18 protein-coding genes, 1 tRNA gene and 1 other RNA gene are annotated in these 23139 nt (G+C 38.6%); 9 read left to right on the forward strand and 11 right to left on the reverse strand.

The window, feature by feature from the left end; all coding sequences use genetic code 11:
• Positions 1-12: 12 nt before the first annotated feature.
• Positions 13-4518 (reverse strand): glutamate synthase large subunit, encoded by a 4506-nt coding sequence (gltB, locus tag GM920_RS02940; protein ID WP_182953257.1) that lies wholly within the window; start codon positions 4516-4518, stop codon positions 13-15.
• Between the two features lie 375 nt (positions 4519-4893).
• Between gltB and ffs the strand changes: the two genes are divergently transcribed.
• Together ffs and fsa are read left to right on the forward strand one after the other, a co-directional pair.
• Positions 4894-4993: signal recognition particle sRNA small type (ffs, locus tag GM920_RS02945), an RNA gene on the forward strand.
• 98 nt (positions 4994-5091) lie between these two features.
• Complete coding sequence (gene fsa / locus GM920_RS02950) at positions 5092-5751, forward strand: fructose-6-phosphate aldolase (RefSeq protein ID WP_182953259.1); 660 nt, start codon at positions 5092-5094, stop codon at positions 5749-5751.
• A 34-nt stretch (positions 5752-5785) separates the two neighbouring features.
• Here the strand turns inward: fsa and GM920_RS02955 are convergent, their stop codons facing one another.
• Positions 5786-6280 carry a D-glycero-alpha-D-manno-heptose-1,7-bisphosphate 7-phosphatase gene (locus GM920_RS02955; RefSeq protein ID WP_182953260.1) on the reverse strand — a complete coding sequence of 165 codons (495 nt, stop codon included), beginning with the start codon at positions 6278-6280 and terminating at the stop codon, positions 5786-5788.
• 123 nt (positions 6281-6403) lie between these two features.
• Here GM920_RS02955 and GM920_RS02960 point away from each other — a divergent pair, with 123 nt between their 5' ends.
• The 3 genes from GM920_RS02960 to GM920_RS02970 all read left to right on the forward strand — a co-directional run bounded on the left by GM920_RS02960 (position 6404) and on the right by GM920_RS02970 (position 8609).
• A complete protein-coding gene (locus tag GM920_RS02960) occupies positions 6404-7237 on the forward strand; it encodes an alpha/beta fold hydrolase (protein ID WP_182953262.1) in 834 nt (277 codons plus the stop codon).
• A 196-nt stretch (positions 7238-7433) separates the two neighbouring features.
• The gene (locus GM920_RS02965; protein ID WP_182953264.1) at positions 7434-8198 is read left to right on the forward strand and encodes a class I SAM-dependent methyltransferase; all 765 of its coding nucleotides are present in this window, start codon (positions 7434-7436) and stop codon (positions 8196-8198) included.
• A gap of 87 nt (positions 8199-8285) precedes the next feature.
• Positions 8286-8609 carry a DUF3892 domain-containing protein gene (locus GM920_RS02970; RefSeq protein WP_182953266.1) on the forward strand — a complete coding sequence of 108 codons (324 nt, stop codon included), beginning with the start codon at positions 8286-8288 and terminating at the stop codon, positions 8607-8609.
• A 7-nt stretch (positions 8610-8616) separates the two neighbouring features.
• Here GM920_RS02970 and GM920_RS02975 read toward each other — a convergent pair whose 3' ends face one another.
• The 4 genes from GM920_RS02975 to GM920_RS02990 all read right to left on the reverse strand — a co-directional run bounded on the left by GM920_RS02975 (position 8617) and on the right by GM920_RS02990 (position 11619).
• The gene (locus GM920_RS02975; RefSeq protein ID WP_182953267.1) at positions 8617-9168 is read right to left on the reverse strand and encodes a dihydrofolate reductase family protein; all 552 of its coding nucleotides are present in this window, start codon (positions 9166-9168) and stop codon (positions 8617-8619) included.
• Positions 9169-9236: 68 nt separating this feature from the next.
• Entirely contained in the window at positions 9237-10370 is a 1134-nt protein-coding gene (locus tag GM920_RS02980; protein ID WP_182953269.1) for an outer membrane protein assembly factor BamB family protein, read from the reverse strand.
• A 1-nt stretch (position 10371) separates the two neighbouring features.
• Complete coding sequence (locus tag GM920_RS02985; RefSeq protein ID WP_182953270.1) at positions 10372-11049, reverse strand: hypothetical protein; 678 nt, start codon at positions 11047-11049, stop codon at positions 10372-10374.
• Positions 11050-11115: 66 nt separating this feature from the next.
• Positions 11116-11619 carry a hypothetical protein gene (locus GM920_RS02990; RefSeq protein ID WP_182953272.1) on the reverse strand — a complete coding sequence of 168 codons (504 nt, stop codon included), beginning with the start codon at positions 11617-11619 and terminating at the stop codon, positions 11116-11118.
• 197 nt (positions 11620-11816) lie between these two features.
• On the opposite strand from GM920_RS02990, the gene GM920_RS02995 reads away from it, so the two are divergent.
• Positions 11817-14798, forward strand: a complete 2982-nt coding sequence (locus GM920_RS02995; RefSeq protein WP_182953273.1) for a leucine-rich repeat domain-containing protein — start codon at positions 11817-11819, stop codon at positions 14796-14798.
• A gap of 297 nt (positions 14799-15095) precedes the next feature.
• Here GM920_RS02995 and GM920_RS03000 read toward each other — a convergent pair.
• The 3 genes from GM920_RS03000 to GM920_RS03010 all read right to left on the reverse strand — a co-directional run bounded on the left by GM920_RS03000 (position 15096) and on the right by GM920_RS03010 (position 17608).
• Positions 15096-15168: transfer RNA gene (locus GM920_RS03000), tRNA-Lys, on the reverse strand.
• Positions 15169-15433: 265 nt separating this feature from the next.
• Entirely contained in the window at positions 15434-16270 is an 837-nt protein-coding gene (locus GM920_RS03005; RefSeq protein WP_182953275.1) for a DUF6266 family protein, read from the reverse strand.
• Between the two features lie 300 nt (positions 16271-16570).
• The gene (locus GM920_RS03010) at positions 16571-17608 is read right to left on the reverse strand and encodes an aldo/keto reductase (RefSeq protein WP_182953277.1); all 1038 of its coding nucleotides are present in this window, start codon (positions 17606-17608) and stop codon (positions 16571-16573) included.
• A 130-nt stretch (positions 17609-17738) separates the two neighbouring features.
• On the opposite strand from GM920_RS03010, the gene GM920_RS03015 reads away from it, so the two are divergent.
• The 3 genes from GM920_RS03015 (at position 17739) to GM920_RS03025 (ending at position 21167) form a co-directional block, all read left to right on the forward strand.
• Positions 17739-19076, forward strand: a complete 1338-nt coding sequence (locus GM920_RS03015; RefSeq protein ID WP_182953279.1) for a histidine phosphatase family protein — start codon at positions 17739-17741, stop codon at positions 19074-19076.
• A gap of 56 nt (positions 19077-19132) precedes the next feature.
• Entirely contained in the window at positions 19133-19867 is a 735-nt protein-coding gene (locus GM920_RS03020; RefSeq protein WP_182953280.1) for a hypothetical protein, read from the forward strand.
• 169 nt (positions 19868-20036) lie between these two features.
• On the forward strand, positions 20037-21167 hold the full coding sequence (locus GM920_RS03025; RefSeq protein ID WP_182953282.1) for a DEAD/DEAH box helicase: 1131 nt from the start codon (positions 20037-20039) through the stop codon (positions 21165-21167).
• A 91-nt stretch (positions 21168-21258) separates the two neighbouring features.
• Here GM920_RS03025 and GM920_RS03030 read toward each other — a convergent pair whose 3' ends face one another.
• Together GM920_RS03030 and GM920_RS03035 are read right to left on the reverse strand one after the other, a co-directional pair.
• On the reverse strand, positions 21259-22209 hold the full coding sequence (locus GM920_RS03030) for a nitrilase family protein (protein ID WP_182953284.1): 951 nt from the start codon (positions 22207-22209) through the stop codon (positions 21259-21261).
• Between the two features lie 84 nt (positions 22210-22293).
• Positions 22294-23103: an AraC family transcriptional regulator gene (locus tag GM920_RS03035; RefSeq protein WP_235964415.1), complete on the reverse strand. Its 810-nt coding sequence runs from the start codon at positions 23101-23103 to the stop codon at positions 22294-22296.
• Positions 23104-23139 lie beyond the last annotated feature (36 nt).

Genomic DNA, 23139 nt, shown 5'->3' on the forward strand with positions numbered 1-23139 from the left:
TTTGGTCTATACTTAAACACTTACTGCAGCTCTTTTCATCATTACTGCTTTGTATTCTTTAGGGAATACCTTGATGAAATGTGCGGATTGAGTTGCCCAGTCGCTTAAGATAAACTTAGCTAAACTACTATCCGTAAGTTGGATGTGCTTTTTCAATAATACATTGATGCGCAATTCATCCTGTTCGTCTAGTGGATCAAGGTCTACCATTTCCTTGTTGCATTTATTGGTAAACTCTTGTTTCGTATCATAGATCCAGGCTACACCACCGCTCATTCCAGCGGCAAAGTTGCTACCTGTATCACCGATTACCAAGACCTCACCACCAGTCATGTATTCACAACCATGGTCACCTAAACCTTCTACTACAGCTGTAGCACCAGAGTTTCTTACCGCAAACCTTTCACCGGCCTGACCTCTTACATATAACTCACCGGAAGTCGCACCATAAAGGGCTACGTTACCAATGATGATATTTTGCTCAGGTACATAGCTGATCGTACTAAAAGGATAGATCGATAACCTTGCACCAGAAAGACCTTTACCTACGTAATCATTTGCTTCACCTTCCAACTGCAAGGAAATTCCTCTTGCTGCGAATGCACCAAAACTTTGTCCGGCAGAACCTTTGAACTTGAAGTTGATCGTATCGGCAGGTAAGCCTTGTGATTTATAGATTTTAGAAACCTCATTGGAAAGCATCGTACCTAAGGCACGATTGGTATTTTTAACCTCAAACTCTCTATAAATAGGTTCTTTATTTAATAAGGCAGGCGCAGCAGCTTTGATCAATTGGTGATCTAAAATATCCGCCAAGCCATGGTCTTGTGTTTCTGTTTGGAACAAGCTCAAGCCATTGTCTGGTGCTTTATATAAAATTGCAGAAAGATCCAGGTCTTTTAATTTCCAGTCGCTAGGATCAATTGGACGTAAGCTTAAGGCATCTGCCTGACCTACCATCTCTTCCACAGTTCTGAAACCAAGTTCTGCCATGGTCTCTCTCAACTCTTCCGCCAGGAATTTGAATAAGTTCACGACGTGATCTGCTTCACCGGTAAACAACTTTCTCAAGTTAGGATCCTGTGTAGCCACACCAACCGGACAAGTATTTAAATGACACTTCCTCATCATGATACAACCAGAGGTAACTAGAGCAGCAGTTGCTACACCCCATTCTTCAGCACCTAAAAGCGCTGCAATGGCGATATCTTTCCCTGTTTTCAATTGACCATCTGTCTGTAATACGACCCTGCTGCGCAGGCGGTTTTTAACCAAAGTCTGGTGTGCTTCTGCTAAACCAAGTTCCCAAGGTAAGCCTGCATGTTGGATGGAAGTTAAAGGAGAAGCGCCGGTACCACCGTCAAATCCAGAAACCAGGATCACATCAGCATGTGCTTTGGCTACACCGGCAGCAATCGTACCTACACCCGCTTTAGAAACCAGTTTCACATTGATTCGAGCTTCACGGTTTGCATTTTTCAAGTCAAAGATCAGCTGTGCTAAATCTTCAATAGAATAAATATCATGGTGTGGTGGCGGCGATATCAGACCTACACCAGGTGTTGCGTGACGAACTTTTGCAATCCAGTCGTCTACTTTATCACCAGGTAATTGTCCACCTTCACCAGGTTTTGCACCTTGTGCCATTTTAATTTGTAACTCATCTGCATTGCTCAGGTAATAACTCGTTACGCCGAAACGTGCAGAAGCAATCTGTTTTATTGCAGAGCGCATAGAATCACCGTTAGGTAAAGTCTCATAGCGCAATTCATCTTCACCACCTTCTCCGGTATTACTTTTTCCACCAATGCGGTTCATTGCAATGGCCAAAGTGGAGTGTGCTTCATGAGAGATCGAACCGAAAGACATTGCACCAGTTGCAAAACGTTTCAATATTTCCTCAATTGGCTCTACTTCTGATAAAGGTACTGCGGGGCGTTTGTAGTTAAATTCAAACAATCCGCGGATGGTAAACGCTTGATGCGTTTGCTCATTTACCAGCTTAGAATATTGTTTGTATACATTGTAATCGTTCTTTCTGGTTGCGTTTTGTAACAAGTGAATCGTTTGAGGATTGAACAAATGTTGCTCTCCTTTACGTTTCCATTTGTAATTACCACCTGTAGGCAAAATCATATCCGGACGCGTTGCCGAACCGAAAATCCTGTTGTGTTTGATCAAAGTTTCTCTGGCGATCTCATCCAATCCTAAACCACCGATTCTGGAAACCGCACCGGTAAAGTAATTGTCGACTACCTGCTTATTTAAACCAAGAATCTCAAAGATCTGCGCGCCATGGTAAGATTGCAATGTCGAAATTCCCATTTTAGAGAAAATCTTCAACAATCCATTGTTTACAGCATATATATAGTTCTGGATCAATTTTGCAGGTTTAACCTCCAGTTCTTTTTCAAAACCAGTAATTGTTTCTTCTGCTAAGTAAGGATTTACTGCTGTTGCACCGAAACCGATTAAACAAGCAAAATGGTGCACTTCCCAAACATCACCAGCCTCAACCACTAAACCTACATCACCTCTATACCCTTTGCGGATTAAGTGGTGGTGAACAGTAGAAACAGCCAATAAAGAAGGAATTGCAGCATGTTCAGAGTCTAGCGCACGATCAGACAGGATAATCACCTGGAAACCATCTTCTACGGCATCAACGGCATAGCGACAAAGTCTGTCTAATGCTTTTGCCATTGCGCCAGGTTTACCTGTGGCTCTGAAATAAGTTTGTAAAGTTTTAGATTGGAATACACCAGTATCTATACTTCTAAGTTTTTCTAACTCTAAATTCGTTAATATCGGATGCTTGATACCCACACAGTGGCACTGCAGCGCATTTTCTTCCAGAATATTTCCGTTATTCCCCATGAATCCCGCAAGACTCATCACCACTTTTTCCCTGATCGGGTCAATTGGCGGATTCGTTACCTGGGCAAACAATTGTTTGAAATAAGAAGAAAGGTGTTGTGGTTTTTGAGATAGAATGGCCAAAGGAATATCAGTTCCCATCGAGCCGATCGGCTCTTTACCATCCTTAGCCATTGGTTTCAGGATTAAATCGATGTCCTCACGGCTATATCCAAATACTTGTTGGTATTTAAATATAGATTCCTCTGAAAGACCGCTAAACACTACTCTTGGATCAGAAAGTTCTTCTAATCTAATTTGGTATTGATTTAACCAATCTGCATATGGCCTGCGGCTACATACTTGTTGTTTAATCTCGGTATCAGAAATAATCCTTCCTTGCTCCATATCGACTACAAACATCTTTCCAGGGGTCAACCTACCCTTTTCAATAATTTTGCTTTGATCTAAAGCCAATGCACCAGCTTCCGAAGCCATAATCACATGGTCATCTTCTGTAATGGCATATCTTTGCGGACGTAATCCATTTCTATCCAAAGTTGCTCCAATCAGGTTACCATCTGTAAAGGAAACAGCCGCAGGTCCATCCCAAGGCTCCATTAAGGTCGCATGGAACTTATAGAATGCCTGTTTAAGCTCGTCCATATCATCGTTACCATCCCATGCCTCAGGAATTAACATCATCAAGACATGTGGCAGAGAACGACCTGCATGCACTAAAAGCTCTACTATATTGTCTAAACAACCTGAATCGGAATTGGATTCATCAATTACAGGAAGTAAAATATTCAGTTCTTCGGGTGTAAAGTGTGAGGAAGCCAATGACTTTACACTTGCTCTAAACCAGTTCAGGTTACCCTGAAGGGTATTGATTTCTCCATTATGGGCGATATACCTGAAAGGTTGCGCCAATTTCCAGGAAGGGAAAGTATTCGTTGCAAAACGGCTGTGGATCAATCCAAAAGCAGAAACAACACGCTTATCACTAAGCTCGGTAAAATAGGATCTTACCTGTAATGAGGTCAGCTGTCCTTTATATACTATAGTTCTGGAAGAGAAAGAGGCGATATAAAACTCCCCGTTAATTCCTTTTACAGTATTATTAATGGTCTTGGATAGGTAATTCTTAAAAACGTAAAGCTTGCGTTCAAAATCTGCACCAGCAGCGATTGCATATGGGCGGGCGATAAATACCTGTTCCATTTCAGGCTCTACAGATAAGGCCATATCTCCAATACCTGCTGTATTGGTTAATACTTTTCTAAAACCCAGAACTTCCAGGCCTAGCTTCTCTCCTGCACGATAAATGATTTCTCTGCACTCTTCTCTCGCTTTAACGTCTTTCGGTAAGAATAACATCCCTACCCCATAGTCTCCGGATTCATTTAGACTGAATCCTATTTTAAGACATTCGTCATATAGAAATTCGTGAGGGATCTGTATCATGATACCTGCACCATCTCCTGTGTTAATTTCAGCGCCGCAAGCTCCGCGGTGATCAAGATTTTCAAGAATGGTTATTGCGTCGGAAATGATTTGTTGCGATTTTCTCCCCTTGATATGAGCAACGAAACCAATGCCACATGCGTCATGTTCAAAACGCTGGTCGTATAACCCTTGCTGATCTTGTGTTTGTTTCATAAGTTTAATTTATTGTTGGTTGGTATAGTGTGATTCGAACACTAAGTTACGCAAATAAATCAAGTAATTATAATATCGGCATCGTTTTTAAGAAAAATGCAGTACATTTCAAATATAACGTCTTTATATTATAATATTGATAGCTGCAATCGATGTAAAATGAAATATTGGCAATGATGACTTCCCTATATAAGAGAGTTAGCCCTAAAATGATCTTCAATTGGCAGCAAGCCTTTCTGCCAGCTAAAAAAACTTTAAAATTATTTTCAGCTTCAAGACCTTTAATTTCAGTGAATTAACCAAAAAACCGCTTAAAAATTAAAATAAAAGCATTTTATCCTTTGGTAGATTCAGATCTTTTCCTACTTTTGTGACGGGCAAGTATTACACGATCAGCTCCTTTTGAACTCCCCCAGGGCGGGAACGAAGCAAGGGTAGAAAGTTGTAGCGATGCGATGTAAAGTGCTTGCCCATTTTTATTTTTTAGATTGATATGCTTCCGATGCATCCTCTTCTTTCTAACGACCAACACGAGTTAAATAAAACCATATATTTTCTTAAACTATATATCTTATGAAATTTTTCATAGACACAGCTAATCTAGATCAAATCAGAGAAGCTCAAGACCTTGGCGTTCTAGACGGCGTAACTACCAACCCTAGCTTAATGGCTAAAGAAGGTATCACTGGGGACCAAAATGTAATTAACCACTACAAAGCTATCTGTGACATCGTTGATGCGAATGTTAGTGCAGAAGTAATTTCGACTGATTATGAGAGCATGATCAAAGAAGGTGAAGCATTAGCTAAACTAGATCCGAAAATCGTGGTTAAGATCCCTATGATTAAAGATGGTGTTAAGGCTATTAAATACCTTTCATCTAAAGGAATTAGAACCAACTGTACTTTGATTTTCTCTGCTGGCCAGGCTTTAATTGCTGCAAAAGCTGGTGCATCTTATGTATCTCCATTCTTAGGTCGTTTAGATGACATCTCTACAGATGGTTTTCAATTGATCGAAGATATCAGATTGATTTTTGATAACTACCAATACGAAACTGAAATTCTTGCAGCTTCAGTTAGAGGTCCAATGCACATTGTAAACTGCGCTAAATTAGGTGCTGATGTAATGACTGGTCCACTTTCTGCAATCCTTGCATTAATGAAACACCCATTAACCGATAGCGGTCTTGCTCAGTTCTTAGCTGATCATGCAAAAGCTGCTGGTAAATAGGCATCTCATTAATGATACAAAAAAGTCCTGTTGATTAATTCGACAGGACTTTTTTTATGGCTTCATAACTGATTTGTTCGTCAGGTTCGATAAGAATACCCTTCACTCCTGCTCCATTTGCTGCTTCTACATCTCTTGGTTTATCACCAATCATCACAGATAAGGAAGGGTCAATGTTGTAAGTTGCGATTGCTTCTAATACCATTCCCGATAAAGGTTTTCTGCAATTACAAGGCTCAGAAACTGTTGGATGATGTGGACAATAGTAAGCATGGGTGATTTTTGCACCTTGTGCCTCAAACTTTTCTCCTAAAATACGGTGCATTTCTGCCAATGTTTCTTCGGTGTATCTTTTTAGGGCAATTCCACCTTGATTGGTAATGATAATTAGCATATAACCCTCATCATACAGCTTTTTCAATGGCGGAATCTGGTATTCCAGGACTTCAAAATCTTCTACTTTACAGATGTAATCATAGATTTCGTGATTTAACACGCCATCACGATCCAGAAATATTGCTTTATTCATTTTATCGTTCTTTTTCTGCAAAGATGAGGATATTATAATTGTTTATTCGTCCTTGATGTCGTTTTTGTTAAACATAATCACGATATATGATGTTATTAACCATTGAACCTTTAAATTTATATTATGCCCTATATCAAAAGAAATCCTGAGAACAGTAAATCTGTCAATATATTCTATGAAGACCTAGGTTCAGGAAAACCGGTGATTTTAATTCATGGCTGGCCAGTATCGCACGAAATGTGGGAATATCAGGTCGCCTCTATTGTATACAGTGGCTATCGTTGTATTGCTTACGACAGGCGTGGTTTTGGCCAGTCGGATAAGCCCTGGAGCGGCTACGACTATGACACGCTTGCTTCCGATTTAAACGAATTGATTCTTGCGCTGGACTTGTCAGAAGTTACCCTGGTTGGATTTTCTATGGGTGGCGGAGAAGTCGTACGTTACTTAGGTAAATATGGTAGCTCTAAAGTCGAAAAAGCGGTATTGATTAGCTCTGTAGTTCCTTTAATGTTAAAAACAGAAGACCATGAGGAAGGTGTTCCTAAGGAAGTTTTTGAAGAGATGATTGCCAATATTCAACACGATCGCCCGGCATTCTTAGCTGCCTTCGGAAAGCAATTCTTTGGCGAAGGTGTTTTGAATAAACCTGTTAGTCATGAGATCCGGAATTGGATGCATCAGCTCGCAATAGTTGCCAGTCCAAAAGCTACGGTAGACTGTGTAAGGTCATTTTCTGAAACAGATTTCAGAACAGACCTGAGTACGATTACTATTCCTGTAATGGTGATTCATGGGGATGAAGATAAGGTGGTACCCATTAAAGCAACCAGCGCAATTACTTCGATGTTACTTCCCAACGCCGATTACTATGAGATGGAAGGTGGTTCACATGGCTTATTTATCACTCATAAAGATGAATTGAACCAATTATTGGTGAATTTTTTAAAGAGATAAAAACAAGAAACTCTTATTTAGAAGCGCACAAACCTCCGCACTCAGCGGCTTTACCAATGGTAGTTTCGAGCTGAACCTTAGCTTAAGCTTTGGGAAATTTAAAAAAAACATTTTCTATTTAATTAAAGGCTGTATCATCTGATATGGCCTTTATTATTTTGGTTAGAAGGTCTGTTTTATTTACTAAATTAGAGTGATGAAGATTGAAAATCCCTCCTTTAATTATGATAAATATGGGCAAAGTTATGCGATTCAGCGGACAACAGATCCTCGTATAGCTGCCTATGTATGGCAAGCTTTGGGTAATTCGGCTTCCGTATTGAATGTTGGTGCAGGCAGTGGTTCTTATGAGCCTGAGGATCGATATGTTGTTGCTGTTGAACCTTCAATCGTCATGCGTAAACAAAGAGTCTCAAAGAACAGAGGGCCGGCAGTAATAGCTTATGCTGAAAACTTACCATTTGACGATGAGGCATTCGAAGCTTCAATGGCTATGATCACCATACACCATTGGCAAAATTTAGAAAAAGGAATAACTGAACTTCGAAGGGTTACCGCTGGACCGGTTGTTATCTTAACTTTAGATCCGAAGCTGATGCGGGATTTTTGGATTAACGATTATTTTCCGGAAATGATGGAAGTGGAAAGTTTCCGCCTGCCTGCTATTGATAGGTTGCTAAATATATTAGGTGGCCAATGCAAGGTAGAATCAATCCCTATTCCAATGAATTGTATTGATGGATTTACAGAGGCTTTTTACGGTAGACCTGAGGCTTTTTTGAGTGAATCAGTTCGTGCTGGCCAATCCTGTTGGGGATTCGGCAGACAAGACTTAAGAGATGCTGGCCTGAAAGTGCTTTCAGATGACCTGATTTCAGGTAAATGGGATAAAAAATACGGGTATTTGCGTACACAAACAAATTTCTCCGGTTGCCTAAAACTGATTACCGCAATTCGTTAAATTTTATACTAGTAATTTTGTAATCAGGTTTCCCGTAATAAAATCATTTTGCATACCGCTAACTTTGGGCGTTTTAATAAAATTACTATGGCAGAATATAGAATTACAGGAGTTTGGGTAAACCAAAATAGAATGATCACTCACTATGCCTTTCATACTGTTGGAGAGATTTCAACATCGAGAACCACAAAAATAACAAAAGCAGATGCCATTGCATTGTTAGAAAAACCGGGCAATACAGCAGTCACCTGGATTTGGAATTACAAGAGCGCTGCATGGAATGTTGGAGAAAGCGTTACCGTGGTAAACGGTGAAAACGGGAAATACCTCAGGTCAAATCCCGACAACACATTGACAGATAATCTGGAGCATCTTATTGATCTTGATTGGATAGCGCCTAGAGTACTATAAAAAAACATCATTGTTTCAAATAATGAAGTGATACACATCCTGATGGAAGTACCTTCGAGTCTACAAGCTTTAAGTTCAGCGGCTTTTGCAGACCTGTATCGTCAAACAACCGTCTTCCTTGCCCGACAATGATCGGATGAACCAGAAAATAATATTCATCGACCAGGCCAAGTGCAATCAATTCCGAGGGAAGGCTAACACCACCAATTGAAATCTTCTTTCCTGATTCCTGTTTCAGTTTGAGGACTTCTTCTGCCAGATTCGTACGAATAACCCTCGTACCCTCTTCAAAGTTATCTAATGACCTTGAGCAAACGATTTTGTCAATGGCATCAAAGGTTCGTGCAAATTCATTTGTTACTTTCGTGCCGGATTGATTTTTTGCGACGTCAGGCCAATAAGGAACCATCAATTGATAGGTTTTACGACCGTAGATAATCAGGTCAACGTCTTGCATGAGGTTTGTGAAATACTCATGGGTCTCCTCAGTGCCATTAAATTTGGTATGGTCACAGCAACCATCTGTAGTCAGATTGATGCCGTAGATTACATTTCTCATCTGATTAAGTTTAGTATTTGATTACTCCTTTATACTAAGATAAGCATAAAAGGAATAATCAATATAATTTAATAGAACGCTAAATACGTATCATCCATAGCCCTATCTGTTTGATACCTGATGTTCCTTGCCACTACTGTTTCTTCTTTCAAATCTTGATCAATCTTATATAAATTGTTATCTGAACAGAGGTAATAGTAAAATCCATTATCATATTTAAGCTGCCCAATCGTTTCCCGGTTACCAAAATACTTTTGCTTTAAAATCTTTCCATCATCCTGGTCGATAACCAGCAAATAATGTGGGGTATTTGCCACAATAACATCATCGATTACCTCCATAGATTGTAAAAGATTATTCTTTCCTTTTTTATCTATTTGATGTGGTAAAACAAATCTCCAGTTCAATTCCCCATTCTTTTTCTTCAATGAAACCATTGCAGTATCACCGTAAAAAATATCTCTTTCACTAAAATTGAGTTTAGTCTGCTGAAACATATCGAGCTCAGGTTGATGCTTCCAAAGCAAATTCAAATCAGCATTTAAACAATACACACCACCATGTTCATCAACTACGTAAAGCAGATTTTCATTTACAACAGGTGCTAAAAACGATGGGGTTTCTAAATCAAAACTTGCGATTCTGCTGCCATTAGCCAGGTTTAAGGTTTTAATGGAAGAACTGGCATTAATGACTACTTTATTGTTGAACATTGCTGGAGAACAATAAATAGGTTGATGAATTTGATGAGTCCAATTTATTTTTCGGGTTTTCTGATCAACAGACTTAAACTCCCCTTGACTGTTGCCAAAAATAAAACTACCACCCTGTACAATTGGATACTGAGCAAACAACAAATGGGATACACCGGTAAAATTATAACCATATTCGGCTTGATTGGCTGAAACCTCATCAATAAAAGTCCAATTGATTTTTCCGTTAAGCTTGTCAATTTCCAGGATACGCTTATCGGAATAGGCTCTTAAAATAGTTTGGTTGTGTTGTGTAAAATAAGTGAGTTCATCATTATTTCTCTGATCTAATATTTGCCATTGTAATTTACCGGTCGTTAGATTGACATTGTAGAGGTCTCCATTATTGGTCGCAATGATTAGATTTGTTTTAACGGGTTCTTGCTTTCTGGTACATGCAAATAAAATAACACTCAATAGTAGAAAACGACCGTAATGAAGTAATCTCATTCTATCCTTTATTTAGCTTGTAATCATATGGAATGGTCTGACTAATGTCGGTAACATACCAGGTATCAGGATCGCTTTCGAACTTCACAAAATCATAAGCTGGTAGCATAGGTTGTTGAATGTTCAACAGATTTACATTCTTATCATTAAATGCGATAACCATCATGGTTACTCTGGCTATCTCCTGTCCATTTTTCTCCGTATTTTGTAAAGACGCATTAAAAGCCTTTCCACCCCTTAGTGTTGCATTATTATCTTTCAATAAATGAATAGCTTCCTCGCCAAATCTCTGTATGATTGCTTGTTTAATCTCCTGGTTATTTGGTTTTTCTGTAGCTACACTCATTTTAGAAAAATCCATTTTTCTAATGTTCGCCAATTCTTCCTTTACTCCATCAGGAATATATTCTCCTTTTTTAATAGCCTCGATCCACATTAAAGTATCAAGCGGAAACTCAGGGGCTGATGAAACCTCTGTAGTTGCCTCTGCGGTCGCCACACTAGCATCCATAGCTGGTTGCGCTTCCTGCTTACTCGCACTAGATTGCCAAAGTTCCTGCAGATGATGTGGGATATGTTGAAATCCGTAATAATAGCCTAGGGCTAAAAATAAAGTGACTATTACAGTGAAGCTGATGACTGCTTTTTGGTGTCGTTTAAAGAATGAAGTGTTTTTCATTTTGCTCTGTATATTGTTTAATTTATCGATTATTTATATGTTTTTTTTCAGAAAACTCCCTCAATTTTAGTTTTCGCGCTGGAGATATTGAGATATTTCGAAAGACCAGTCGCCACCAAAAGCGAATAAGATAGAGACAACCAGAAGGATTAATAAATACATCGTAACTTGTTTCAGTAACTTGTAGTTTGTTTCGTTTCTTAAGAACAAATAGTTCCCCAGAAAGAAAACTATTGCGGTAACAATCCCTGATGGAATGCCTAAGTATACTGCTGCTAATCCACTCCATCGGATCCTAAGGTAGGCGAAATAGAAACCTATAAAGCCAAAAATTGTACTCCCAAGAAGGAACAAAATACCCTTAAAAAAGCTTTTACCCATTAAGCCAAACATGATGAGGAATAGGGCAATGGCTAAGGTTAAAAAAGTATAAACAAAATCATCGATTAAATAACTTTTTCCATATTCTACTGGGTAGATAATAAAAAGACTGATTAGAAGTGTAATGATCCCTCCGATCAGAAAAATCTTTCTTTTATTAAAAATCATTGCCTGGTCTGTTTTTTCCATATGCTAATATGTAATAATTTATTCAAATACTTGTTTTAAGTTCCGTTCGAAATCTGTACTTCTTAAAGCGTAAGGGGTTTTATCCCATAAATGATTAATGCAGCTTCCTTCTGGCCACAATATCTTGCAATTTGTTTTCTGAATTATTGTTTCTATGTTTAGTTAAAGTTTATCTAGAAAAAATAATGGGCAATTTTATGAAATCTCTCTCCTTAAGCTTGTTTTTTGTGTTTATTTTTTCGGCACATCTTTCTGCTCAAGATTTAAAAACTGTAGCCGAAAAAATGAGCTTTGTAAGCAACTTACCCATTCCCCGTTTTATCATATCTATTCCAGATTCTACGCATGGAATTTCTATTGTGTATGAGGATATCAAAAGCATTACAGCTGAAAAGCTAAAGCAATTAAATAAAATTGAGCTTGTTGAATTGTGCTTTAGCAATCAATTTGAACTTGATCAGGAAATAGCATTGTTGCCTAATTTTCCATCGATGAAGTATTTGGTGCTAAACGATTGGAAATTCGGCTCCAAAACAACCAGTAATGTAATTAAACTTCCTAAAGTTCTTGGGAATTATAAAAACATCATAGGCTTAAAGTTTAGAGGGGAATGGGAAATTGATTATTTGGACGGACTTGCGACTCTTAAGGAATTACCTAGTTTGGAATATTTGTTCTTTCAAAATTTTAAGCAACCTATTCCTGACACTTTAAGAGGTCTTACTCAGTTAAAGGGAATTTCTCTGGAAAGCTCAAATTTTGCTGGTTTTCCAGAATGGGTTACAGCACTTCAAAAGCTTGAATCTATCAAGTTAGCGATGGTAAGTTATAAATTTAAAGGCTCCGATTATTTAAACTATTTTGATGCCCTCCGTAAATTGCAGAAGCTGCCATTATTAAAAAATCTATCCCTCTCTTATTTTTTTAGAAGTGATGGTGATCTTGGTACATTGAAATTTGAAAATCTTGAAAATATCGAACTTTACAGTGTCGATTTTAAGGCCAACAAGAGCCTTGTGAATTTCTTGACACATCAGGAAAAATTACGGTCCATCATAATTCATGGCTCAAGTCCTCAGTATATAGATTCGGCCTTCTCTAAGCTAAAACAGTTAACGGAATTAAGCATTTTGGGTAGGAAAGATAGCTTGCATATTAACTTTAATCTAAAAGATCTTACTAAACTAAAATCATTAAAACTTTCAAACTTAAATCTGTTTTTGAATCAATCAGGGTTTCCCAATAATCTAGTTGACCTTGATTTAAGCTCGAACGATATAAAGGTTTTGCCGAACGCTATTCTTAAATTAAGAAAACTCAAAACCCTTAAACTGGATTTTGATTCTCTGACGAACTTGCCTAATAATTTTTCAGATTTGAAAGCCCTGGAACACTTAAATCTGTCGAATAATCGGCTCCGAAATCTCCCTGATAATTTTTGGAATTTGGAAAATCTGAAAACTTTAAATCTAATTTCTAATCCAATAGATGAACTAGCCGAAAGCATTGGAAGATTAAGTAGTTTAGAAGTGCTTGATCTTCAGAATGGCGAATTGAAAAGTCTTCCATCCAACATCGGCCAATTGAAAAAACTGGTAATTCTTAATCTCAATGATAATTTCATTAAAAATATCCCAGAATCTTTGACAAATCTTACAACATTAAAGACACTCAGTTTTTTCAATAATCAACTTAGTGCCCTACCCGAGGAAATAGGCAAAATGAAAAGCCTTGAAAATTTATATTTAGGCTTAAATAATATCAAGCACATTCCAGTTAGTATCGTACAGCTTCGTGCAATAAAAAAAATTGACCTAAGCTTTAATGATTTAGATAGCCTGCCGGAGGAAATCGCGGGTCTGTCATCCTTACAGGAGCTGTACCTTAATACTGGAAAAATCAGTGATTTTAAAAAGAATAGCGCTGTAAGAGTTCTTTACAAAAAAGACGATCCAAACCCAATTAAAAAGATTACAGTAAATCAGATCAAGAATTTCCCAGAAGATTTGAGCAAGTGGATCTCTCTTAAAAAACTTATTTTAAATAATAACAGCGAAATCAATAATAAACAACTAATGAAAGGATTGTTTACGATCCCCTCAAAAGGCTTTTTGGTTGAATTAGAGAATTGTGGGCTTTCATTTCTGCCCGATGTAGGATGGCATAACTTCTTTGTTAGGTCTCTAAATCTTCGTAATAATCAAATTGAAGAAATTCCCAGTGGAATCCTTCAGGCTCCTTATTTAGCACAAATCAATTTGAAAAAAAACAAGCTAAAAACCTCGCCAAAGGACTTAAATGAATATGCAGATAATAGATATGAGAAATCCCTATGGTTTACCGATTTAGGATTAATGGAAGACAAGGAATTACCTAGAACAGATTCTATGGTGCTTGCGTTGATCAACAAAAGTAACAACCATTATTATCAAAAGGAGTTTAAATATGCTGTAGATTTAGCAAATACCGCGCTTAGTATTAATGATAGTTTAGCAATTCAGAAGATGTCTTTAACAAACATAGGCGGGGCAAATTATGAGGTCGGAAACTATTATAAGGCAATTGACTACTTAACAAGGGCAATTAATCAAGATACAGCTGGAAAGCTGCGCGTATTGAATTTTGTAATTCCTGATTTCAAATTTCGAGCTAAAAGCTATATTAAACTTGGAGATACCTTAAGTGCAATAAATGATTACAGAATCTTAGCGGAAAAGTTTAACGGTAGCTGGGCAGAACTTGGTGTGTTGTATAAAACTATTCATAAATCAAATGACGCCAACATTGCATTTGAGCAAGGGATCAAAAAATACCATGAGCAGATCAATTTTTTAAAAAATTCCAAGCAATCTACTGAAATGGTACAATTAAGCTTGTTGGAATTGATGATCGTTCAAGAAGAATTTAATCGCGCAATACAATATGCCGCTGATTTAGAAAAGGAGTTCAAGTCAATTGAACACATAACCTTGCTTCGCTATTTAAAAGCTTCCGCAGAAATTGGTAACAATTCTTTTGATATTAAAAGTAAACCTGAATTGCTGAATTTTATCCTGGAAAATAAGAAAGCCATTTCAGGATGGGGTTATGACTTGTTTTACACCTGGCTAGGCATAACCAAAATCCAAAAGGAAAATGAAATATTAATACGACAGATCACAGACCATATTAAACTTTAACCTAATCTTCCTACTTCCATCTACCCCCTTGTGATGTGATTTTTTAATAAACGAATATTGGGGTAAAAACAAAAATCCTCTATTGAAAGCGGGATATAGATTTTGTCCAGAGCCCCTACATTGAAATGGCCACAACGTAGTCCAATGTTTCTAATTTTACTGTGTATTATGCAGAAAAAGAACTATTTAGAACTGAAAGCATACTTTCGCTATTACTGTTTTAAACGAATGATGCCATAGTGTAGATAAGTGTAATCCTCTTAAACAGAAAAGCCTCAGATTTCTCTGAGGCTTTCGTGATCCCGCTGGGATTCGAACCCAGGACCACTACATTAAAAGTGTAATGCTCTACCAGCTGAGCTACGGAATCAAAGCTTTTTATTTAGCTTTACTCTAAGCGTTTCCATTTAAAGTGATGCAAATATAGGGTTAGGATATATATACTGCAAATTAATATTTCATAAATTCTATACTGACCTGATTCTAAGCGACATTATTTATTTTAGATACAATACCCCTGCTCCTTTTCACCTTTAATCGGCCTTTATGGCCTAAAAAATCTAGACAAAGTACCTCCATTACCTTATTGAAAAACAAGATCAAATAAGTGTTTTCAAATCAAAAACTGCCGAATTTCAGGAAGGTTTACCTGGCAGATGTAAGAGTTTATCTCTTAAAACATGATATTCTTTTTCCAGATGGCGAAAAGCCTTTCGCTCAAGGGCGCCTTCCCAATCATCCATTCTTTGTTTATGATAATCCGCTGCAACCCGATCAAAACGTGCTTTAGTTGCGTTGTAATGTATTTTTGCTGCCTTCTCCATTGGGCTATCTGGTTCGCCGTTCAGATTTCCTGCATACACACTATCGGTGATAGATTTTTCATTAGAAGACCTTAAGCATACATAGATTTCCATTTGCTCCCTCATCATCCATTCTTGTGAAACTGGGATAAAACAGCTTCCATCTGCTCTTTTGGCCGCATTTAAATAGCTACTAGCCCTCTTTTTTGTGGGGTGGTTTACCAGTACCATCAGCAAGTCATCGTAGGAACCATTCTCAGAAATATCAGTGTTCCAACTCAAATTGATCCCATCCTCCCCTTTGCTGATTTTCAAATCACTTACCATTTCCAGCTCACCACGACTCAGGATGACTTTACTATAGTCCACTTTAATATTAGGATATTCCCCGGTTAAAGCCCCTTTTTTATTATAAGAGACGGCCAGGTTGTGCGGGTTTTTAACTGTTCCTTCAGCTTCCTGTTTAAAGCTGATATTGATGAAATCGGCCATAGGAGCCACAAGATCCATGGTCACAGCCATTGCCTGGCGATTGCCCAATTGTTTTATACTTGGTTTTCCTGGCTTACCTTTCATTCGGCATACCGGTTGCCCATTTAACATATAGAAAACTACGTTGCCTATCTTCCCTGAGGGATGCCCATAAGGGCCTACGCTGCATATTGCCATGATCAAGAGGTTAATTTGTGTGTGTTGTACAGATAGCAATATACTGATAAGCAGCAGAGTTATATATAGTCGCACCGTATTAACACTACAATTACGAGTAACAATATAGTAGACTGAAACAGATTTGGCTCTTGGTTGCTTAGGCAATTTACTGAAGCATGGCCCTAACAACCACCTGGTAATATACTTAAAAAGCACACAAAGTTTAATTGTCATCCTGGCGAATCCTTAGGCATAAGTAATCCAGACTTCGGCATGATGCTGTCGAAGCCTGGAATTATACCTCTCTTTTTTACGGTACTAGTAAAACTTAGGTAGCGGATTTAAGCTCAGGTTCTGGCGTTGATGCCAATAGGGATAAATAGTAGGAACTTCACTCGCCTGATCCAGCTTTTTCAGTTGATCAACGGTTAAATTCCAACCTACAGCTTCCAGATTCTGTAGTAGTTGTGCTTCATTTCTTGCCCCAACTATAATACTAGAAACAGTAGGTCTTTGTAAAAGCGAGTTTAAAGAAACCTGCGCAACGGATTTACCAGTTTCCTCGGCAACCGCATCCAAAGCATCTAAGGTATTGTAAAACACTGCTTCATTTACAACTGCTTCTGGAACAGGACTGCCGCCTTCAGCAATACGCCCGGTTTGAGGTAAAGGTTTATTTCTACCATATTTACCACCTAATCTTCCGGCAGCTAGTGGCGACCAAATCATTGCGCCTACATTCTGATCTAAAGCTAAAGGCATTAATTCCCATTCATATTCCCTATTGGCCAGCGAATAGTACACCTGGTGTCCCACATAACGGTTCCAGTGCGCCTGATCAGCAATGGCTAAGGATTTCATTAAATGCCAGCCGGAGAAATTTGAAGCGGCAATATAACGCAGCTTTCCACTCTGAATCAAATCGTCCAAAGTCCGTAAGGTCTCTTCTACCGGTGTATTCCCATCAAAACCATGCATGTGATAAATGTCGATGTAATCCGTTTTCAATCTTTTTAAACTGCCTTCTACCTGTTTCAATAGATGAGAACGAGAAGAACCCTGATTATTAGGACCTGTCCCGAAAGGAAAAGTCGCTTTTGTAGAAATCATCAATCTTCCTCTTTTTCCTGCAATGGCCTGCCCTAATACTTCTTCCGAGAGTCCATCAGAATAAATATCTGCGGTATCAAATAAATTCACGCCGGCATCCAGACAAATATCCACTAATCTGCTCGCCTCTTCCCCTTGAGTACTTCCCCAGGCTTTAAAAAAATTGCCACTGCCACCGAAGGTCGCGGTACCAAAACTGAGTACAGGTACTTGTAGGCCTGATGCCCCTAATTTTCTATATTCCATTTTTATTCTTATTAAAGATCATTGATATCGATGCGCTGAACACATGCCAAAACTAAAACATCATTTCCAAAATTTTGTTTATCGATACATCGGAATGATTTACATTTACCCCATCTCTTAAACGTAAAAAATGAAGTACATCTTTACCTTCGTCCTCTTGGGCTGCAACCTGATCTATACTGCTGCAGAATCGCAAACGTATTTAGGGTCAAAAACGCTCTATAGGCCTCTTCAGGAGAAATATAGCAAAGTCCCTGCTGGATATGAACCGGTGTTTTTGAACCATCTCGGTCGCCATGGCGCAAGAAATTTAACTAAAGATGTCGCTAAATCTGTCGCCTGGAAATTGATCTTTAAGGCGGATAGTACTCAGTCATTAAATCAACGCGGACAACAATTAAAATCTGCATTAATGCAGCTACAAAAGGTAGAAATCAAACACCTGGAATCTATTTCTGAAATTGGAAAACTGGAATTAAAGGAAATTGCGGAACGTGCCTATCGTGTGAATCCTGATTTTTTTGCCGGAAACCACAACGTATTGGTCAGCACAACGAGTAAAGAGAGAACAAAAGAGAGCGCTTTGGCATTTTTGGATGGTATTTCAACCGCAACACAAGGAAAAATGGCCACAATAGATTGGAATGAGCAAGACGATGTTCACCTTCGGTTTTTTGATTTATCCAAGCCATACTTGTCGTTTAAAGCTTCAGGGGCCTGGCACTCCTTTTACAATCAACTGGCTAAAGCAGTTCAATTGGAAGCCATGTCTGCCCGGATCTTCAATACTTTCTTCCAGGCAGACTATGTTAAACAGATCAATGCTAAAGATAAAATACGCTTTGTGGAAGATTTGTATGGTTTTTATAGCATTTTACCAGCCATTCATCAGGAAATACTGGAAAATAAACTCAGCGATCAGGATATTGATATTAAATCTTTATTTATAGCTGAAGACCTGGCTGTATTGTGTCGCTTAAGTGATGCTGATAACTTCCTAAAAAAGGGCCCGGGCACCAATAATAATGGGATCCAGGTAAACATTGCAGCCCCATTATTGGCTGATTTCATTAATTCTACAGACAATTTTATCAAATCAAAACCTTATAGCTCAGTACTTCGGTTTGCACACGCAGAAACAGTTGCCCCTTTTGCAGCGATACTAAATTTAAATGGTGCTTCCACTGCCACAAAAGATATTTTAAATTTTGACCGACTATGGAAGGCAAAAGATATCATTCCATTTAGTGCAAATATCCAAATGTTGGTCTATAAAAATCCTAAAACCAATGGTTTTTTGATCAAATTCTTGCTGAATGAAAAAGAGACAGGCATCAAAGGTTTGAATACAAAAACCTTCCCTTATTATCCCTATAAAGAAGTACGTGCATTTTATTTAACAAAACTAAAAGCGCTCGGGCTGACTTTAAACAGCAATATGGAAGCCTATCTGAATCGGGCTAAATAAATATAAACAACTATATTTGATTCCACATTCTAAATCATTTTTAACAAAAAACACTCATGAAAAGATACGTTTTTATACTCTTTTTATTCTTCTCCTTTTCGGGATTCGCACAAACGATCAACAATTACAAATATGTAGTGGTTCCAGAAAAGTTCCCATTCCTTAAAACAGCTAACCTTTACGGACTAAATGACCTGGCTAAATTTCTGATCGAACAGAAAGGGTTCACGCCCTATTTTGACAATGCAGAATTACCTGCAGATCTGGCAAACAACAAATGTAAAGCACTAAATCTGGAGGTCATCGAAAGAAAAACCATGTTTACCACCAACTTAACCCTATTGTTAAAGGATTGTCAAGGTAATATTCTGTTTAAAAGTAAGGAAGGTAAAAGCAGGGAAAAAGAATATAAAGCCTCTTATAATTTTGCCCTAAGAGATGCCTTTACTTCATTAGATTCTTTGAATTATGTGGCCATGGCTACGCCAACTACGCTACCAGTTGCTCAGCAAACACCTGTTCAACAAACCCCTGTGGCCATTGCTCCTGCAAAAGCTGAAGTAATCGTTGCCGAAGGCACGCTGTACGCCCAACCGATCACTAATGGTTTTCAATTGATCAACACTGCGCCTAAAGTCGTATTGACGCTATTAACCACTACAGTACAAGATTATTTCATTGCAAAAAATGAGACTGCTCACGGGATCGCCTTCAAAAGAAATGGAGAATGGTTCTTTGAATACTATCAGAACAATAAACTGATTACTGAAAAACTACTGATTAAATTTTAATCTGATAAGCACCCGGTTAGGCTTCAACGCATAACCGGGTGTTTTCCCTCCTAACTTCTGGTTTAACCAATCTAGAAGAAACGCAATACAGTCAAATCAATCCAAGTAGGTTTTAGGTGCTCCGCTAACAACGTTTTTTGCGTACTTTTACACAAAAAATTGAGTAACTATGCCTTTTACAGCCTTAGGTTTGTCACCTGCTTTATTAAAAGCACTGGCCGATCAGAAATTCACAGCACCTACCCCTATTCAACAAACAGCTATTCCAGCTATACTAGATAAAAAAGATGTTTTAGGTATTGCCAAAACCGGCTCAGGAAAAACAGCCAGTTATGTCTTGCCGCTTTTAATGAACTTACAACAAACGATTGGTGTGAAAAATCGCCATGCGAATGTATTGGTTTTAGTGCCTACACGTGAATTGGCAGAACAGGTAAAAGAAGTATTTAAGACCTTTAGTCCGGCACTTCCTAAACCTGTAAAAACCTTAGCTGTTTACGGCGGAGTCTCTATTAACCCTCAAATGATGGGAATGCAGGGCGTAAACGTATTGGTAGCTACACCAGGTAGGTTATTAGATTTGGTAGATAACAATGCGGTACACCTATCAGATATTGAAACGTTGGTGCTTGACGAGGCAGATAAAATGCTGAACCTTGGCTTTAAAGAAGAGCTGAACAAAATCCTTGCTTTACTACCTAAAAAACGTCAAAACTTGTTGTTTTCTGCGACATTAAGTCCTGATATTGAAAACATCAACCAGATTTTGCTACATGAACCTGTAGTGATTAAAATAGAAGCTGAAGAAGATACTTTAGACACGATCAACCAAGTGGCTTACATCATCTCAGAAGAGAAAAAAGGGCCGTTTTTACGCTACCTGATCAATCATCATGATATGAAACAGGTATTGGTATTTACTTCTTCTACGCATCAGGCCGATGCTGTTGTCAATAAACTTCGCAAAAATAACATTGATGCTAAAGCCATTCACAGCAAGAAAAGCCAGGGTTCCAGAACAGAATCTTTGTACTTATTTAAATCAGGAAAGCTTCGCGTATTGGTGGCAACAGATTTGATGGCCAGAGGAATTGATATTAATTTCCTGCCTTATGTGATCAATTATGAATTGCCTAGATCCCCGAAAGATTATGTACACAGAATTGGTAGAACCGGCCGTGCAGAAGCTGCGGGAGACGCCATTTCTTTAGTGAGCAAATTTGATTTACACCATTTTGAAATCATTCAGAAAAAAATGGGCAAAAAGGTAAATATAATTGATGGCGAAAATATCATCTAAATAAAAATACAGCGCGCCGGCTCCTCATCAGATGGCGCGCTGTGTTAACCATTAGTCTTCCGGCTGTCTTTATCTTTAGGAAGAAAGAGGATTAATCTTTTTTAAGCCAGGAAACCTGCTGATTACTGTCATGAGCAGCAGCTATGATATCTTTATATAAATCCGGTCTCCTCGCTTGGATATACCGATAACCTCCGGCCAATGTTAATGACTGCGGATTCAAATCTGCAATCACGAACTCATTGTTCAAAGACCTACATTCGGCCATCACTTCCCCAAAAGGATCAACAATCATGGAGCATCCGTTTTTAAGCTGGTCATCGTCCATTCCAATAGGATTAGAAAAAACGGCATATATCGCATTGTCGTAAGCACGGGCGGGTAGCCATTTCATTAACCATTCACGGCCTTTTAATCCATCAAAATCAGTACGTAACAGATCCTGATTGGCGGCCTTATCTTTCCAAAGTTCCTCGTCTACAAAACCGGCACCTGGTCTGGTGGATGGCGTGCACATCGTTACATGTGGCATGAAGATAACCTGAGCCCCCAATAAGGTGGTAGCTCTCACATTTTCAATAATATTATTATCATAACAGATCAAAATCCCACATTTCCAACCATATAAGTCAAACACGGTAAACTCATTACCCGGTGTAAGGTGAGGATTGATAAAAGGATGAAGTTTGCGGTGTTTGGCAATCAGGCCAGTCTGATCTACACAAACGTAGGCCTTGAATAAATTATCATCTGCATCTTTTTCAAATAGCCCCGCCAGAATAGCAATGTTATAGGTCTTTGCGAGCTTCTTGAGTTTTTGGATACTGGGCCCATCCGGTATAAATTCTGCCAATTCCAACATGGATGATCTGGAAAGTGCTCTGGCAAAGGTATAGCCGGTTATGGAGCATTCATGGAAGGCAATGGCCTCCGCTCCTTGTGCTGCAGCATCTTTAGTCAATTGCTCAATGACAGAAAGGTTGTAGGTTTTATCCCCACTGCGGTTTTCAAACTGTGCAGATGCGATTTTAATGTTTTTCATAGGTATGGTATTTATCTTCCAAAATTACCCTTACCTGCTTCTAGAAATTTGTATAAAACCGACAAAAGTAAAATGCTAAACAATCTAGCCAACCGGCATCAGGTTGATGGCCAATAGTTGCGAAGTGTCTTTATAACGATTTGGCGTAAGGCCAGTCATTCTTTTAAAAACACTGTTCAGATGCGCCTGGTCGTAGTATCCGGAACTATAAATTAGTGCCGCTATAGGCTCTTCCTCAGACTGCTTTTGGAGGAGTTTAAGCAAGTACTGGAACTTAATGGTGTCTATAAATCTTTTAGGGCTACTACCGATATACTCCCTGAATTTACGTTCCAATTGCCTTTCTGTTACAGGTATAACTTGCAATAGCGCTTCTACTGTAAGCATGCCTTGATGGTGATAAATGTTGTGCATTGCCAATGCCATTTCCCGGTTTAAAGCGCTTTGCCCATTCAAGCGCTTCCATAAGAATTTTTCAATGAAAGCAATCGCCGTATCAATTGATGAAGCAGAAATAACCTGCGCTTCTAAATCCCTGGCTTCCTGCCCAAATAGGTCTGGCAACGGTAGGATTTGATCTTTCAATTCATAAGCAGGAATATGGAAATGTGTATGTAAGGCATGGGGCTGTAAAACCACTACAATCATGTTCAGATCGCCACTGGAGGCGATGGTGTTGAATTGGCTGAGTTGCCCATACACAAAGCTTCTCGGCTGTAACTGCGGCGTCAAATCCCCTTCATTCCATTGTAGTAATGGCGCTGTCAAATGAAAAACCATACCTGGATTGCCATCAGAAAACATCCGGTAATACTGCTGTTGGTCAGCCTGCTGATGTAATACCAGATAGTGCTTAACCAGACCTTGAAGTAAACTTTTAGGAGGCAATTGCATATATAATTTAAAGGTAGAGTTTATAGCGCATAAAAA

The sequence above is a fragment of the Pedobacter gandavensis genome, from assembly GCF_014172405.1.
Lineage (GTDB): Bacteria > Bacteroidota > Bacteroidia > Sphingobacteriales > Sphingobacteriaceae > Pedobacter > Pedobacter gandavensis.

What these genes read in the sequence shown, in the direction of transcription:
- gltB (WP_182953257.1), bottom strand. Translation starts at nt 4,518, where the DNA reads ATGAAACAAACACAAGATCAGCAAGGGTTATACGACCAGCGTTTTGAA.
- fsa (WP_182953259.1), top strand. Translation starts at nt 5,092, where the DNA reads ATGAAATTTTTCATAGACACAGCTAATCTAGATCAAATCAGAGAAGCT.
- GM920_RS02955 (WP_182953260.1), bottom strand. Translation starts at nt 6,280, where the DNA reads ATGAATAAAGCAATATTTCTGGATCGTGATGGCGTGTTAAATCACGAA.
- GM920_RS02960 (WP_182953262.1), top strand. Translation starts at nt 6,404, where the DNA reads ATGCCCTATATCAAAAGAAATCCTGAGAACAGTAAATCTGTCAATATA.
- GM920_RS02965 (WP_182953264.1), top strand. Translation starts at nt 7,434, where the DNA reads ATGAAGATTGAAAATCCCTCCTTTAATTATGATAAATATGGGCAAAGT.
- GM920_RS02970 (WP_182953266.1), top strand. Translation starts at nt 8,286, where the DNA reads ATGGCAGAATATAGAATTACAGGAGTTTGGGTAAACCAAAATAGAATG.
- GM920_RS02975 (WP_182953267.1), bottom strand. Translation starts at nt 9,168, where the DNA reads ATGAGAAATGTAATCTACGGCATCAATCTGACTACAGATGGTTGCTGT.
- GM920_RS02980 (WP_182953269.1), bottom strand. Translation starts at nt 10,370, where the DNA reads ATGAGATTACTTCATTACGGTCGTTTTCTACTATTGAGTGTTATTTTA.
- GM920_RS02985 (WP_182953270.1), bottom strand. Translation starts at nt 11,049, where the DNA reads ATGAAAAACACTTCATTCTTTAAACGACACCAAAAAGCAGTCATCAGC.
- GM920_RS02990 (WP_182953272.1), bottom strand. Translation starts at nt 11,619, where the DNA reads ATGGAAAAAACAGACCAGGCAATGATTTTTAATAAAAGAAAGATTTTT.
- GM920_RS02995 (WP_182953273.1), top strand. Translation starts at nt 11,817, where the DNA reads ATGAAATCTCTCTCCTTAAGCTTGTTTTTTGTGTTTATTTTTTCGGCA.
- GM920_RS03005 (WP_182953275.1), bottom strand. Translation starts at nt 16,270, where the DNA reads ATGGCAATATGCAGCGTAGGCCCTTATGGGCATCCCTCAGGGAAGATA.
- GM920_RS03010 (WP_182953277.1), bottom strand. Translation starts at nt 17,608, where the DNA reads ATGGAATATAGAAAATTAGGGGCATCAGGCCTACAAGTACCTGTACTC.
- GM920_RS03015 (WP_182953279.1), top strand. Translation starts at nt 17,739, where the DNA reads ATGAAGTACATCTTTACCTTCGTCCTCTTGGGCTGCAACCTGATCTAT.
- GM920_RS03020 (WP_182953280.1), top strand. Translation starts at nt 19,133, where the DNA reads ATGAAAAGATACGTTTTTATACTCTTTTTATTCTTCTCCTTTTCGGGA.
- GM920_RS03025 (WP_182953282.1), top strand. Translation starts at nt 20,037, where the DNA reads ATGCCTTTTACAGCCTTAGGTTTGTCACCTGCTTTATTAAAAGCACTG.
- GM920_RS03030 (WP_182953284.1), bottom strand. Translation starts at nt 22,209, where the DNA reads ATGAAAAACATTAAAATCGCATCTGCACAGTTTGAAAACCGCAGTGGG.
- GM920_RS03035 (WP_235964415.1), bottom strand. Translation starts at nt 23,103, where the DNA reads ATGCAATTGCCTCCTAAAAGTTTACTTCAAGGTCTGGTTAAGCACTAT.